This window comes from Vreelandella sp. F11 (assembly GCF_042466685.1).
Lineage (GTDB): Bacteria > Pseudomonadota > Gammaproteobacteria > Pseudomonadales > Halomonadaceae > Vreelandella.
Map to the genome: position 1 here is coordinate 1,318,357 of NZ_CP170448.1, position 14,670 is coordinate 1,333,026.

A 14,670-nucleotide genomic window follows, 5' to 3' on the forward strand; every position below is an offset into this window, starting at 1 on the left:
GTTTTTCACTACTTTTAGGCAAGACGAGGTTTTCATGTCGCGGCAACTGCTAGCCATGGCGCTGGCGCCCCTGTTAGGGCTCTTTATTCTCGGGATTGGCAACGGTTTTCTCGCCACCCTAATTACCGTGCGTCTGGATGCTGCCGGTGAGTCCGCCACGGTCATCGGTATTGTGTCGTCCGCTTACTTTATCGGTTTAGCGTTAGGCGCCATGGTGAATGATCGCCTGTTGCTACGCATTGGCCATATTCGCGCCTACGGCAGTTTTGCCTCATTAGTTGCCGTCACGGTGTTGCTCCAGGGCTTGTTCTTCGACCCCTGGGCCTGGTTTGTACTGCGTCTCATTGGCGGCTGGGCCACGGTGGGGGTGTATCTGGTCATTGAAAGCTGGCTGCTCACATCGGGCGACCAAAAGGTTCGTGGCCGCCTGCTGGCGCTGTATATGATTTCGCTCTATGCCGCTGGGGTACTGGGGCAACTGCTGCTAGGCGTGACCAATGCTATGGGCGTCACCGCGCCCTTTATGGTGATTGGGCTACTAGCCTCGCTCTCAGTGCTGCCCATGGCGATGATTCCCCGTGTATCACCGATTATGGAGCATGCCGAGCCGCTTCCCCCGCACCGTTTGATCACGCTGACGCCTACCGGCGTGATGGGTAGCTTAGGCTCCGGGATGGTTGTCGCAGCGGCGTATACCCTGTTGCCGCTTTATCTGCAGCGCATTGGTATGAGTGTCAGCCAGGTGGGGCAGATGATGGCGGTAGTGATTATGGGGGCAATGTTGCTGCAGTACCCGATTGGTCGCTGGTCGGATCGCCATGACCGACAGATGGTACTGATCGGTATTAGTGGTTTCTGTGTGCTGATCTCGGCGGCGATGCTATGGCTACCGCTCTCTACGCCGCTGCTGGCGCTGCTGCTGTTCTTGCTTGGCGGTGGGGTATTTGCCCTCTACCCGGTGGCGGTGAGTCACGCCGCTGACCGCGCCCCAGCAGGGGCGCTGGTGCGCATGAGCCAGGGCCTGTTGCTGATCAACTCGATTGGCGCCACCATCAGCCCCCTTATGATCTCCCCGGTGATGACCGCCATGGGCGATGCGGGCCTGTTCTGGGCTTTCGGCTCACTAAGCCTATTCTTCTTAGTGTTCTTCTCCTGGCGGCGTAGCGTGCGCCCAGCGCCGGTGCCCGTGGCGCCCTTTACCCCGACTACGCCCATGACCGCTGCTGGTGCCGAGCTAGTGGTCACCGAAGAGTTGATTCAGGGGGCGTTGGAGCACGAGCATTTGGAGGATCTCTCCGATGCCGTATGGGATGTGGATGCCGCCGAACCGGTGGTAGGGCCGCCCGCGGAAGATGAAAGCCATATCACTTACTATGATGATGTGGAGCAAGTAAATAAGCGAAATTAAAACGGAGCAGAGACGTTGCTGATAACGGGTGATACCTTGGGCTAATGGTGTAGGTGAGAGAGTATTACTACTATCTAGGGCATGCTTTCAAACAATTGTTTAAATTTTCAGCCCGAGGTTCGCCATGAATGTTTACGCCGCACCGGTACGCGATTTGCGCTTTGTGCTCGAAGAGCTATTAGCGCACCGCTCGCTCAGCCTGCCGGGCTTTGAAGAAGCCACGCCCGACTTGGTCGAAGCGGTACTCGAAGAGGCCGCCAAACTGGCCGGTGACGTATGGGGGCCGCTTAATAAAGTTGGCGATCAGCAAGGCGCCAAGCGCCACACCGACGGCAGCGTGACCACGCCTGAGGGCTTCGCGGCGGCTTACCAGGCGTATGTCGACGGCGGCTGGAACGGTATTGGCGTTTCAGAGGCTCTAGGTGGCCAGAACCTGCCGGAAGTGGTAGCCAGCGCGGTGCAGGAGATGCTTCACGGTGCCAATATGGCGCTGGGGCTCTGCCCTATGCTAACGGCCGGGGCCATTGAGGCGCTGGCCCATCACGGCAGCGATGCACTCAAAGCGACTTACTTGCCCAAACTGGTGGAAGGCACCTGGACGGGCACCATGAACCTGACCGAATCCCAAGCGGGATCGGATCTCTCCCAAGTGCGCACCCGCGCCGTGCCTGAAAATGATCACTACCGCATCAGCGGCCAGAAGATCTATATCACCTGGGGCGAACACGACGCTGCGGAAAATATTATTCATCTAGTCCTTGCCCGTAAGCCCGACGCGCCAGCAGGCAATAAGGGTATTTCATTGTTTTTAGTGCCCAAGTTCATGGTTAATGAAGATGGCTCTTTGGGCGAGCGCAATGATGTCACCTGCGCCTCCATTGAGCATAAGTTGGGTATTCATGGTTCACCTACCTGCACTTTAAGCTTTGGCGAGAATGGCGGCGCTGTTGGCTATTTGGTTGGTGAAGAGGGGCGTGGTCTTAACCATATGTTCACCATGATGAATGAGGCGCGTCACAAAGTGGGCATTCAGGGCATTGGCGTAGCCGAGCGCGCCTGCCAGCACGCCTTTGCTTACGCTTTGGAGCGCACCCAGGGCCGTTCCCCCAAAGCACGGGGCGGTGAGAATTGTACTATTAGCGACCACTTGGATGTGCGCCGTATGCTGCTCTCCATGCGTTCACGTACCGATGCGCTGCGCGCCCTGGCGCTTTACTGCGCCGCCGAGTTGGATACTGCCCGCCACGCTGAAAGTAACGATGCCCGCCAAACTGCCCAGGCTCGTGCGGATATTCTGATTCCGGTGATCAAAAGCTTCTCTACTGATCAGGCAGTGGATATCGCCTCCATGGGCATTCAGGTACACGGTGGGATGGGCTATGTGGAAGAGACCGGTGCTGCCCAACTGCTGCGCGATGCACGCATTGCGCCGATTTACGAAGGTACTAACGGCATTCAGGCGCTCGATTTGGCGGGGCGTAAACTCCAGCGAGACAACGGCGAAGCGCTCACCATGCTGCTGCATGACGTTGCTGCTACCGTGGAGCAGCTCAACGCCGACCCTGCCCTGAAAGCGTTGGGCAGTGGTTTGGCCGCAGGGCTTGAAGATCTAAAAGCTGCCCAAGTGCTGGTGCTTGAGCAAGGGCGCGACCCTGAAACCGGCCCAGACGCAGTGCAGGCTTACGCTACGCCGTTCCTTAACTTGGCGGGGCATGTGCTGTGCGCTTGGCAGATGGGCCAGGCGGCGCTTAGTGCACAGGCAGCCCTTAACAACGGGAGTAATGATTCCTTCTATACTGCCAAGATGCGCAGCGCCGAATTCGCAATTACTCAATGGCTGCCGGTAGGCCGCGCACAGCGCGCGGTGATAGAGGCAGGGATGCAGTGTTTAAGCGAGTTTGAGGTTTATTAACGCAAATAGTTAGCTTCGCACCGCCGCCCCTTGAGGCGGCGGTGCTGTTTCTACACCGTCAAAACAGTTATTTAAAACAATCATTTAAAACGATTTTCAAAAAAGTTTTTAAAAAGGTTTTTAAAACCAATGCTTTCAGACTGTTCTTAAAACAAATTCAACAACACGCTTAATAATAAAACCAGGAGCCGACCATGACCGCTATCTTTGAGCAAGGCTTGCCCAAAACCGCTGCCAACCACGTGCCGCTTTCCCCGCTGACCTTTATCGAGCGCTCGGCGTCGATCTATCCTGACTACCCTGCGGTGGTTCATGGCAGCACGCGGCGTACCTGGGGAGAGACCTGGTCACGCTGCCGCCAGCTTGCCTCGGCGCTCGAAAAGCGCGGTATTCAGCCGGGCCAGACCGTGGCAGCAATGCTGCCCAATATCCCCGCCATGTTTGAGGCACACTTCGGTATACCGCTCGCAGGCTGCGTATTGAACACCCTGAATATTCGCCTGGATGCCGAGGCGATCAGCTATATGCTGGAGCACGGCGAGGCGAAAGCTATTCTGGTCGACCCTGAGTTTGCCGAGGTCATCCAACAAGCGGTGGCTAAGCTAGAACACAAGCCGCTGATCATTGATGTGGCTGATAGTGAGTTTCTTGGCGACACCCAGGGCATTGGAGAAATTGAGTACGAGGCGCTGCTTAATGAGGGCAGCGCTGACTTCGCCTATCAACTGCCAGCCGATGAGTGGGATGCAATCTCGCTCAACTACACCTCCGGCACCACCGGCAAGCCCAAAGGCGTGGTTTATCACCATCGAGGCGCTTATCTCAATGCGGTGAGTAACATTATGGAGTGGGCGATGCCCCATCATCCCATCTACCTGTGGACACTGCCGATGTTCCACTGTAACGGCTGGTGCTTCCCCTGGACGATTGCTGCCAACGCCGGGGTGAACGTTTGCCTTCGCCGCGTCGATCCTAAAAAGATTATGCAGCTAATTGCCGAGGAGAAGGTCACTCACTTCAGCGGGGCGCCGATCATTCTTAATGGGTTGGTGAACCTGCCCGCTGAAGATAAATGTGAGTTCGATCACCCGGTGAAAGTGACCACCGCCGGTGCTGCGCCGCCTGCCTCGGTGATTGCCGGGGTCGAGACGCTGGGTATTGAAGTGACCCATGTGTATGGCCTGACTGAAGTGTATGGGCCGGTGACCGTATGTGCCTGGCGTGAAGCCTGGGATGAGTTGCCGCTGGAAGCCCGGGCCAAAATCAAAGCCCGCCAGGGGGTGCGCTACCACATGCTCGAAGCATTGTGTGTGGCCGACCCGCTTACTCTGGAGCCGGTACCCAAAGATGGCCAGACCATCGGTGAGATACTGATGCGCGGTAACAATGTCATGAAGGGCTATTTAAAGAACCCAGAGGCCACCGAACAGGCGTTAGAGGGTGGCTGGTACCACACCGGCGACCTTGCCGTATGGCACCCGGATGGCTACATCGAGATTAAGGATCGTTCCAAAGATATCATCATCTCCGGTGGTGAAAATATCTCCACCATCGAAGTGGAAGACGCTATTTATGGCCACCCAGCGGTCGAAGAGGCGGCGGTCGTGGCGAAGCCCGACGAGAAGTGGGGGGAGACACCCTGTGCCTTTGTGAAACTCAAAGTGGGGTACGGAGAAGTCACCGAGGCCGATATTATCGCCCACTGTCGCGAGCATCTGGCGGGCTACAAAGTGCCCAAAACAGTCATATTCAGCGAACTTCCCAAAACTTCAACGGGCAAGATCCAAAAATTCGTGCTGCGTGAAGAAGCGCGTAACCATTCAAGCTAGTAAGGACTTAGGAACATGAGTAACAAACTAATCGGTGTGGTAGGCGCTGGCACCATGGGGCAGGGGATCGCCCAAGTGGTGGTCGGCAGTGGCTTTGACGTTTGCCTTTACGATGTGGCTGATGAGCAGCTTAGCCGTGCCCAGGCGAATATTGATAAAGGGTTGAGCAAGCTAGTCGCTAAAGAAAAAATCAGCGAAGCGGATAAAAGCGCTGCATTAGCGCGCCTTTCTACCACCACCGCGCTTGGTGCGTTGAGTGGCTGTGGCGTGATTATTGAAGCCGCCCCTGAACAGCCTGAACTGAAAGAGAAGCTGTTCCGCGATTTAAGTCACTTGAGCAACGATACCATCTTGGCCTCGAACACCTCGTCGCTGTCGCTAACCCGCTTAGCGGCGGTGTGTGAACACCCTGAGCGCGTGGTGGGTATGCACTTTTTTAATCCGGTGCCGGTGCTCAAGCTGGTCGAAGTCATTCGCGCCGAACAGACCTCGGATGCGACCGTTGCCGAGATTGAAATGCTCGCAAAGGCACTGGGTAAAACCGCCGTACCGGTAGGTGATGCGCCGGGCTTTGCGGTAAATCGCCTGCTAGTGCCCATGATCAATGAGGCAGCGTTTATCGTGCAGGAGGGCACCGCAACGCCGGAAGCAGTTGATAACGCTATGAAACTAGGCGCGGCTCACCCCATGGGCCCGCTAGCTCTGGCGGATCTGATTGGGCTGGATGTTTGCTTGGCAATCATGGAAGTGCTTCAAGAGGGCTTTGGCGATCCGAAATACCGTCCCTGCCCTCTGCTCAAACGCATGGTCGCCGCTGGCTATCTAGGCCGTAAAAGTGGTCGCGGTTTCTACTCTTACGATTAGCTTGCGCTGAACAAAAGAGCGCGGCAGAAAGAAGTCATTGCTACTCAACCAAGCGTTCGCTAGGGTTGAGTGGTGTTCACTTTCATATTCCATAACAAATCAAATAAGGAGTCCGCCATGAGCGAAGCAGTGATTGAGAAAGTTGATAACGATGGGTTGGTACGACTGACCATTAATCGTCCTAAAGCGCTGAATGCCCTGAACAGCGAAGTGCTTGCCGCGCTGGAAGCGCAGTTGGTAGAGCTTGAGTCCCACCCCACGCTACGCGGCGTAGTGATTACCGGCGCGGGCGAGAAATCCTTCGTGGCGGGTGCTGATATCACCGAAATGCGTGACAAATCACCCGAAGAGGCGAGGGCCTTCGCCAGCCAAGCGCTACGCACCATTAAACGCCTAGAGACACTGCCCGTGCCGGTGGTCGCGCTGGTGAACGGGTTTTGCCTTGGCGGCGGCTGCGAACTGGCGTTGGCCTGCGACTGGGCGGTAGCCAGTGACAACGCAGTGTTTGGGCAACCGGAAGTATTGCTGGGCGTCATTCCCGGCTTTGGCGGCACCCAACGTCTGCCGCGCCGCGTTGGGCCTGCGATGGCAATTGATCTGGTGACCACCGGGCGCAAAATTGACGCCCAAGAAGCGCTGCGTATTGGTTTGGTGAACCGGGTAATGCCGCAAGCAGAGCTAGAAAACTACGTTGAAGAGTTAACCAAACAGCTTAAAGGCAACGGCCCGCAGTCAGTGCGCGGTGCTAAGCAGGCGGTTCACGACGGGATGGATCAAGACCTAGACAGCGCGCTGGCGCTTGAAACCAGCCTGTTTGCCTTCTGCTTTGCCGGTGACGAGCAGAAAGAGGGCATGGCAGCGTTTGTCGAGAAGCGTAAAGCTAACTTCTAGGTTTTTATTAATTACCGTTTTATTCGTTCCAGTTTGGCTTATTTAGGGGGTGGCGCTTGCGTCATCCCCGTTTTATTCTCAAAGACTTCCTACCACTCATCTTTTCGGAATTGCCACGATGCAATGGGCCGCGTTTATCCTCGCCGCGCTGGGTTTTGCCTATCTTCCTGGGCCTGCGATGCTGTATACCGCAGCGCAAACCCTGGGGCGCGGCCGACGAGCAGGGTGGTTAGCGGTGATGGGTGTGCACATGGGCTGCTACGTTCATGTGGTGGCGGCCGCGTTGGGCTTGGCGCTGCTGTTTGCAGCGATTCCGCCTGCCTATATCGCCATGAAGATCATCGGTGGGCTCTATCTGCTCTGGATGGGGCTGCGGCTATGGCAACAGGGCATTCGTGCCCATGGCGATGAGGAACCGCTGGCCACCACTAAACGCGTTCTGCGCGATAGTTTTCTAGTGGAAGTGCTCAACCCTAAAACAGCGCTCTTCTTTGTCGCCTTTTTACCTCAGTTTGTGCAGCCCGAGAGCGCGATGCCGGTGGCTTGGCAACTGCTTTGGCTGGGTATTGCCACCAATCTACTGTTCTCCTCTGCGGATGTCGTGGTGGTGCTGCTTGCAAGCCCGCTGCGGGCGTGGCTACAAAAGTCCCAAGGCTCATCTCGCCTCATTCAGCGCATAGGCGGTAGTGTATTGATGGGATTAGGCGGTAACACGCTGGCTCAAGCGGCGCGTTAAAGATGCCTGCCCATATAGGCGAATTGTGTATCCTCATATTAAGGAGCGTTGCATGTTTGAGTTGTATATTGCCAACAAGAATTACTCGTCTTGGTCGCTGCGCCCTTGGGTGCTGATGAAAGCGCTGGAGATTCCGTTTAATGAGCATCTAATGCCCTTTGAAGGGGGCACCGGTGCAAGCCACGACACCTTTATTCGCTTTTCCCCCTCTGGCTTAGTGCCGTGTTTAGTGGATGACGATTTGGCTGTGTGGGACTCCCTGGCGATAGTGGAGTATCTAGCCGAACGGCACACCAATGTTTGGCCTAGTGATAAGAGCGCACGTGCCTGGGCACGCTCTGCAACCGCAGAGATGCACAGCGGCTTTGGTGCGCTGCGCGACGAGTGTCCAATGAATTGCGGTATGCGGGTGGCATTGGATAGCGTATCGGCCAAGCTCAAAGCGGATGTGGCGCGTTTGGATATACTTTGGCAGCAGGGGCTGGAGCGCTTTGGCGGGCCGTATTTAGCAGGCAAGTACTTTACTGCGGTCGATGCGTTTTATGCGCCCGTAGCGTTTCGCGTGCAGACATTCAACTTATCGCTCAGCGACGCGTCCCAAGCGTATGTTGAACACCTATTAGCGCTGCCCGCTATGAACGCGTGGTATCAAGCGGCGCTTGAAGAGCCATGGCGTGAGTCCATGCACGAAGCCGATACGCTGAAAAATGGCGCCCTTATCGCCGATTACCGTGCGCCTTAACCTGGCTCTGATGCCAAGATATACCGATAGCCCGCTGTAGTTGCTCTGGCAACTCACCAGGAACACCCTGCATCGGGTACACTGACGAAAATTTTCGTTTGGAAACTTCCATGGCTCTTAGCGCAACGCCCTATAAAGTTGATATTAATCTGACCGATCTGGATCGCGGGGTGTATGAAACGCTGCGCTTTACCGTAGCCCGTCACCCGTCAGAAACCGAAGAGCGCATGACCGCGCGCTTGCTCGCTTATGTGCTGTGGTATAGCGAGACCCTCGCCTTTGGGCGTGGGCTTTCTGATGTTGACGAACCGGCGCTGTGGGAGAAAAGCCTGGACGGGCGTCTACTGCACTGGATTGAAGTCGGTCTGCCGGATGCTGAGCGCATTACCTGGTGCTCACGGCGGGCTGAGCGCGTTTCACTGCTCGCCTATGGCCGGGTAGACCTTTGGGAGGGCAAAGTGCTGCCCAGCGTGGCATCGCTGAAGAATGTCCATGTGGCGGGACTGCCGCAAGAGGCTCTGGCGACTATCGCTAAAGATCTGCCCAGGGCGATTAACTGGGCGGTAATGATTAGCGAAGGATCGCTGTTTATTACTGATGAAAACGGCCAGCATGAAATTACCCCGCAGTGGCTGCTGCGCGACAGGTAGTGACTAAACTAAGCTATTAGTCTGCAAATTTTCTACTAGTCGGCTACGCTATACATCCAAGCAATCAACAGCAGAAGGGGGCTTATGAGCCACCCTTATTTTTTAGTGACTTAGCTTTTTTGTATAGACGTCAGCAAAAGTGTGCTTGCTATCTTTTTGCACAATTACATACAATCAACAATGTTTGTTGATGTTCATCAAGACGCACTCTGCAAAAATGCTCCCTAGGAAATTCTCAAGGAACGAGTAATGAAAGCAATTACCCCTCTAAGATGGCAGCTGCTCCCGTTAGTGGCTGTCGTAAGCCTGCTGTCAACGCTCGCGCAGGCCAGCGATAGTATCCTCTCTGTTAAGCACGCAAATGATGGTATGGCCAGCAGTGATGATGGCCACTTTACCAGCGGTTTTGAGCTCAACTGGGCGTTTGAACCCGAAGCGCAAAGTTGGACACAGCGTTTGGCCACTGCTTTGCCCGATAGCCTCATCGGCAATGCTGATATGGCAGCTTTCCGGCTTGTGCATCAAATCTACACACCCAACAATATTGAACAGCGTGGGTTGATTGAAGATGACCGCCCCTACGCAGGTCTCGTTTACGGCGGTATGTCGCTCTATGAAGATGTGCCCATGGGAAACTGGCGCCAGGCGACTGACCTGCATTTGGATATTGGTTTGGTAGGCCCCTCGTCACTGGCCGATAGTATTCAGCGTGAAGTGCATCGTATCACTGAAAGTGACCGGCCCAATGGTTGGAATAACCAGCTTGGCGATGAAGCTATTGTCAACGTCGCCATGCGCCGCCAGTGGTGGAATAGCGCCCCATTGATCGGCAAACAGTTTGCCCATGGGCCTAGTGTCGGTGCCGCTTTGGGTAACCTCTACACTTACGCAAGCGTTGGGTATAGCGTGCGTTGGGGGGATGAAGCACCAGGCATTCCTACTCTAACGCCTAGCCCTGGCAGCAGGCACCATATGACGGGTAAAGAGGGGTGGCAGTGGTACCTGTTTGCCAGCGTCGACGGTTACTACATGGCGCAAAACCTGACCCTTGACGGCAATACGTTTAGGAATAGCCACTCGGTAGATCGTAAAGAGTGGGTGGGCGATGTCTCAGCGGGGTTGGCGCTTGCCTGGGATGATTGGCAGGTCACTTACGCGGCTGTTCAACGCTCCCGTGAATTTGACGGCCAGGAAGAGCAGGATAAGTTCGGTTCTATCACGCTATCCAAGCGCTTCTAAAACGGTTCGGGTAGTCACTCGCGCCCACGGGAAAGGAGAATTGCTTATGGCCAACAAGTATCCTCATACCCCGGATGGGCGCTACTTCGTCGCCAAAAATCGGCTATGGCGCTGCACTGACCCGTGCTTAGGTGAAGATGAAAAGCGCACCCATATTAAAGCATTAATGAAGGCTCGTCGGGCGGTTAGAACAGCCCAACAGCAAGACGATGAGGACGCGATGCGACAAGCCCGCAGCGCGGTGCAAAGCGCTAAAGAAGCACTCGGTGAGCGTGGCCCCGTATGGTGGGATGATAACGCCCCCGATGAAGGCGGCCTTGCGCCCCATAACAGTTCCTATGCCCAGTGGTGGGAGAGTCAGCACTAATTCCCCCGGTAATCTATACAACTGATCCAGTCCTGCTAGCCTAAATGTTGAGATATTGGATGTTTACATAACGTTGGCGTTTAAGGGAGTAAGGGCTTATGGAAATGTATTTTTTTAATGGTTGGGGTAATTTACTGCGCGTTATTATTGTTGGGATACTGGCTTACGCTGCCCTCATTTTTTTCTTGCGCATATCGGGCAATCGCACGCTTTCGAAAATGAACGCCTTCGATTTAATCGTCACGGTGGCGCTGGGTTCCACATTGGCCACGGTTCTCTTATCTAAAGATGTGGCATTAGCTGAGGGCGCTGTGGCGATGGCCCTACTGATTTCTCTTCAGTTCATCATTACTTGGTTCAGTGTAAGAACCGCTTGGGTACGTCGGTTAGTGACGGGTGAGCCATTGATGCTGCTTTATCGTGGCGAATTTATTACCACCTCCATGCAAAAAGCACGGGTTACTCAGGATGAAGTTCAGTCGGCTATTCGCGGCAGTGGCATTGCTGATGTGGCGGCTGTAGAAGCCGTGGTGCTGGAAACGGATGGTTCCATGAGTGTCATTAAGCCGTATGCAGAGAGCAGCCATTCGAGTTTAGAGGGGGTTCGTGGCTCCCGGTGAAGTTAACACGCAGCTTATGTGTCTAAGTAATATTAATTTTCCCGTTCACGTTTGCACCTGGCGGTGGTATTCTTCGCCACTGTTAATTTTAAGGACGCGACGTGAATATCAAAGCTGATCTTTCCATTATCGATATCATCGGCCATCTGGTTGTTTGGGTGGTACTCAGCATCATTACCCTTGGGGTCGCGCTCTTCTTCTTCCCCTACTCGTTTTCGCGGTTTGTGATTAACCGTACCTCGGTAGTGGATGAGGCTGGCGTTGAGCGGAAAATGGTCTGTGATATCAACCTGTTCAGCAACATTGGCCATATTATCCTTTGGATGCTGATTTCGCTGGTTACCTTTGGGCTGGGGTATATTTTCTACTTCTACCGGGTATGGAATTACGCCTTGAATAACTCACGGGTTGCATAGTCTTAGCTTGTAAACTGAAAGCTACCAAGAGCCTACGCTGAGAGACCAAGCGTAGGCTCTTTTTTTGGCGGTTAGTTACTCGCTGTCAGCCAGTTTATCCTGCGTTTTGAGCTCAAAGTCACTGGCATCGTGACGTTCGTGCAACTGCTCATTAGGCTCGCCAAAGCTGCGGTTGACCATACGGCCGCGTTTAACGGCGGGGCGCTCATCAATCTCTTCCGTCCAGCGCAGAACATTCTTGTAAGTGTGAGCTTCCAAGAATTCAGCCGCTTCGTAGACACGATTTTTCACCAGCGCGCCATACCAGGGGTGAATCGCCATATCGGCAATGGTGTACTCATCGCCCGCCATAAAACGGTTTTCCGCCAAGTGGCGATCCAGCACATCGAGCTGGCGCTTGACTTCCATGGTGTAGCGGTCAATCGGATACTGGTACTTCTCCGGCGCGTAGGCATAAAAGTGACCAAAGCCGCCGCCTAGCATCGGTGCGCTGCCCATTTGCCAGAACAACCAGGAGAGACACTCGGTGCGTTTTGCCGGGTCGCTGGGTAAGAAAGCGTCAAATTTTTCAGCCAAATAGAGCAGGATTGCGCCAGACTCAAACACCCGTTGTGGGGGATTGGTTGAGTGATCCATCATCGCGGGAATTTTGGAGTTGGGATTCACCTCGACGAAGCTACTGCTGAACTGATCGCCTTCGCCAATGTTTATCAGATATGCATCGTATTCGGCGCCTGTAACGCCTCTCTCCAACAGCTCTTCAAGCATCACGGTGACTTTGACACCGTTGGGCGTGGCCAGGGAGTAGAGCTGAAGAGGGTGTTTGCCCACCGGCAGTGCTTTGTCATGGGTAGGGCCTGCGATTGGGCGATTGATATTGGCAAATTTACCGCCGTTGCCAGGTTCCCACTTCCAAACACGCGGGGGTGTATAGGTATTGTCGCTCATTCGTTTCCTCGCTATAAATAGTTTATCGATGATGCCGCGGCTATTATGGGTGGCAGATGGTGATTAGCTTGATAATAAAGTAGCTCATTTTCTTCAGAGGTGACGGATGCGTGTTATTGGTGTGCTGGGCGGCATGAGCTGGGAGTCTACCCAAGGCTATTACCGAGCCCTAAACGAGGGCGTAAAAGCAGCGCTAGGCGGCTTTCATTCAGCTAAGATCGTGCTGGTTAGCGTCGACTTTGCCGAAATTGAAACGCTGCAACAGCAGGGCGATTGGCACACCGCTGGTGAACTCCTGGGCAACGCTGCTCAAAGCGTTGAGCGCGCGGGCGCTGACTGCCTGCTGATTGCCACCAATACCATGCATAAAGTGGCGCCTGCTATTGAGCAGGCGATTACGATTCCGCTACTGCATATTGCCGATGCCACCGCGGAACAGCTTACCGCTGACGGAATCACTCGCGTCGGCCTATTGGGAACGCGCTTTACCATGGAGCAGGACTTTTATATCGGCCGCTTGGAAAAGCAGTTCGGTATTGAAGTCGTGGTGCCCGATCAGTCAGAGCGCGATACTATTCATCGGGTCATCTTTGATGAACTCTGCCAGGGGCGCATAGAAGATATATCGCGGCAGCGCTACCTGGCCATCATTGATTCCCTGCATGCCCAAGGGGCTCAGGCGGTGATTTTAGGCTGTACTGAAATCGCTATGCTGGTAAGCCAGCGTGATACCCAGGTGCCCCTTTACGACACCACCGCTCTGCATGCCCAAAGAGCGGTGGCGTGGGCACTTAGCGATTCAGCTAGTTAATCGTACTTAGGCTAGTGTCAAAGTAACGTTAATATTGCCGCGGGTGGCGTTGGAGTAGGGGCAGACAACATGGGCTTTCTCGACCAACTGCTGGGCAACGTCTTGCTCAAGGCCGGGCAGACTGATTTTTAGTTCGACTTCGATACCAAAGCCGGTAGGAATGGCGCCGATACCTACGTGACCATCAATCTTCGTATCCTGAGGAAGCTTTACTTTCTCCTGGCCAGCAACATGCTTAAGCGCGCCTAAAAAGCAGGCCGAGTAGCCGGCAGCAAACAGCTGCTCTGGGTTGGTGCCATCACCGCCTGCGCCACCCAGCTCTTTTGGCGTGCTGAGTTTAACATCCAGCGCGCCGTCAGATGATTTGGCTTGGCCTTCACGGCCACCGGTAGCGGTGGCGTGGGCGCGATAAACAACGTTTTCGATAGTGGTTGTCATTCTGTATCTCCTGTCAGTGTTTTCATTATGAACCTGCGCCATTAACTTAGCGCAGCTTTATTTTGCGCGCAATATAAATGGCAAATAAATCTCAATGCCCAGCGCCAGCAAGCGAAGGCTATTGGTTCTTTTGCAGGCTATCGCGTAGCCGCACCAAGTCCTCTTTCAGCATGGTCAGTGCCTCAATCGACTGCTCGCTGGCATGCACCACACAGCTGGGAATATGGCACGCCTGTTCGCGCAGCGCTCTGCCTTTCTCAGTGAGGTACAGCTCTACCACGCGCTCATCTTCGTGGCTGCGCTTGCGATTCAACAGCTGATCGGCTTCAAGACGCTTAAGCAGAGGCGTCAGTGAGCCAGGATCGGTTAGTAGGCGCTTACTCATTGTGCCTACTGTGATGCCATCGTTTTGCCACAATACCAACATGGCGAGGTATTGCGGGTAAGTAAGCCCCAACTTTTTGAGCAGAGGTTTATACACTTTGGTCATCATCAACGAGGTTGAATAGAGCGCAAAGCAAAGCTGGTGATCGAGCTCTAATTCGCTACAAGATGGTTGCACAAGTATGGGTTCCGATCCGAAATACGTCGTCTAATGTAGCGCGGGAAGCAGTTAGTGGCTATCCCTAGACGTTGGTCGTAAGTTGGCAGTTTTGTTTTGACACTTACAGAGCGGGTGGCTAGCCTTCGCTTATTGAATGTTACCGGTAACAAATTGCCTTTCATTGAGGTATTCATTAATAACCCCGCTATTGGCGGCTCAGCTATTAACAACTCAGTCATTAACAACTCAATCATT

The 14,670-nt window shown here is 54.4% G+C and carries 16 protein-coding genes; 13 read left to right on the forward strand and 3 right to left on the reverse strand.

What is annotated here, in order from left to right:
- The first annotated feature begins 34 nt into the window (after positions 1 to 34).
- The 12 genes from ACFIOZ_RS05940 (at position 35) to ACFIOZ_RS05995 (ending at position 11,674) form a co-directional block, all read left to right on the forward strand.
- Complete coding sequence (locus ACFIOZ_RS05940) at positions 35 to 1,408, forward strand: MFS transporter (protein WP_386082770.1); 1,374 nt, start codon at positions 35 to 37, stop codon at positions 1,406 to 1,408.
- Positions 1,409 to 1,532: 124 nt separating this feature from the next.
- Positions 1,533 to 3,320 carry an acyl-CoA dehydrogenase gene (locus ACFIOZ_RS05945; RefSeq protein ID WP_386082771.1) on the forward strand — a complete coding sequence of 596 codons (1,788 nt, stop codon included), beginning with the start codon at positions 1,533 to 1,535 and terminating at the stop codon, positions 3,318 to 3,320.
- 194 nt (positions 3,321 to 3,514) lie between these two features.
- Positions 3,515 to 5,149 carry an acyl-CoA synthetase gene (locus ACFIOZ_RS05950; RefSeq protein WP_386082772.1) on the forward strand — a complete coding sequence of 545 codons (1,635 nt, stop codon included), beginning with the start codon at positions 3,515 to 3,517 and terminating at the stop codon, positions 5,147 to 5,149.
- 15 nt (positions 5,150 to 5,164) lie between these two features.
- Positions 5,165 to 6,013, forward strand: a complete 849-nt coding sequence (locus tag ACFIOZ_RS05955; protein WP_386082773.1) for a 3-hydroxybutyryl-CoA dehydrogenase — start codon at positions 5,165 to 5,167, stop codon at positions 6,011 to 6,013.
- Between the two features lie 117 nt (positions 6,014 to 6,130).
- Positions 6,131 to 6,904 (forward strand): enoyl-CoA hydratase/isomerase family protein, encoded by a 774-nt coding sequence (locus tag ACFIOZ_RS05960; RefSeq protein ID WP_386082774.1) that lies wholly within the window; start codon positions 6,131 to 6,133, stop codon positions 6,902 to 6,904.
- A gap of 118 nt (positions 6,905 to 7,022) precedes the next feature.
- A complete protein-coding gene (locus ACFIOZ_RS05965; RefSeq protein WP_386082775.1) occupies positions 7,023 to 7,640 on the forward strand; it encodes a LysE family translocator in 618 nt (205 codons plus the stop codon).
- A 52-nt stretch (positions 7,641 to 7,692) separates the two neighbouring features.
- Positions 7,693 to 8,382: a glutathione S-transferase family protein gene (locus ACFIOZ_RS05970; protein ID WP_386082776.1), complete on the forward strand. Its 690-nt coding sequence runs from the start codon at positions 7,693 to 7,695 to the stop codon at positions 8,380 to 8,382.
- A 110-nt stretch (positions 8,383 to 8,492) separates the two neighbouring features.
- Positions 8,493 to 9,032, forward strand: coding sequence for a YaeQ family protein (locus tag ACFIOZ_RS05975; protein WP_386082777.1), 540 nt, complete (start codon positions 8,493 to 8,495; stop codon positions 9,030 to 9,032).
- Between the two features lie 249 nt (positions 9,033 to 9,281).
- Entirely contained in the window at positions 9,282 to 10,271 is a 990-nt protein-coding gene (locus tag ACFIOZ_RS05980; RefSeq protein WP_386082778.1) for a lipid A deacylase LpxR family protein, read from the forward strand.
- 46 nt (positions 10,272 to 10,317) lie between these two features.
- A complete protein-coding gene (locus ACFIOZ_RS05985; RefSeq protein WP_386082779.1) occupies positions 10,318 to 10,638 on the forward strand; it encodes a hypothetical protein in 321 nt (106 codons plus the stop codon).
- A 98-nt stretch (positions 10,639 to 10,736) separates the two neighbouring features.
- Positions 10,737 to 11,258 (forward strand): DUF421 domain-containing protein, encoded by a 522-nt coding sequence (locus ACFIOZ_RS05990; RefSeq protein WP_386082780.1) that lies wholly within the window; start codon positions 10,737 to 10,739, stop codon positions 11,256 to 11,258.
- A 101-nt stretch (positions 11,259 to 11,359) separates the two neighbouring features.
- Positions 11,360 to 11,674, forward strand: coding sequence for a DUF6693 family protein (locus ACFIOZ_RS05995; protein ID WP_386082781.1), 315 nt, complete (start codon positions 11,360 to 11,362; stop codon positions 11,672 to 11,674).
- 75 nt (positions 11,675 to 11,749) lie between these two features.
- On the opposite strand, the gene yghU is transcribed toward ACFIOZ_RS05995, so the two are convergent.
- Positions 11,750 to 12,622, reverse strand: a complete 873-nt coding sequence (gene yghU / locus ACFIOZ_RS06000; RefSeq protein ID WP_386082782.1) for a glutathione-dependent disulfide-bond oxidoreductase — start codon at positions 12,620 to 12,622, stop codon at positions 11,750 to 11,752.
- A 106-nt stretch (positions 12,623 to 12,728) separates the two neighbouring features.
- Between yghU and ACFIOZ_RS06005 the strand changes: the two genes are divergently transcribed.
- Positions 12,729 to 13,433, forward strand: coding sequence for an aspartate/glutamate racemase family protein (locus ACFIOZ_RS06005; RefSeq protein ID WP_386082783.1), 705 nt, complete (start codon positions 12,729 to 12,731; stop codon positions 13,431 to 13,433).
- Between the two features lie 6 nt (positions 13,434 to 13,439).
- Here ACFIOZ_RS06005 and ACFIOZ_RS06010 read toward each other — a convergent pair whose 3' ends face one another.
- Both ACFIOZ_RS06010 and ACFIOZ_RS06015 read right to left on the reverse strand, forming a co-directional pair.
- Complete coding sequence (locus ACFIOZ_RS06010; protein WP_386082784.1) at positions 13,440 to 13,871, reverse strand: organic hydroperoxide resistance protein; 432 nt, start codon at positions 13,869 to 13,871, stop codon at positions 13,440 to 13,442.
- A gap of 118 nt (positions 13,872 to 13,989) precedes the next feature.
- Positions 13,990 to 14,433, reverse strand: coding sequence for a MarR family winged helix-turn-helix transcriptional regulator (locus ACFIOZ_RS06015; RefSeq protein ID WP_386082785.1), 444 nt, complete (start codon positions 14,431 to 14,433; stop codon positions 13,990 to 13,992).
- Positions 14,434 to 14,670: the final 237 nt, after the last annotated feature.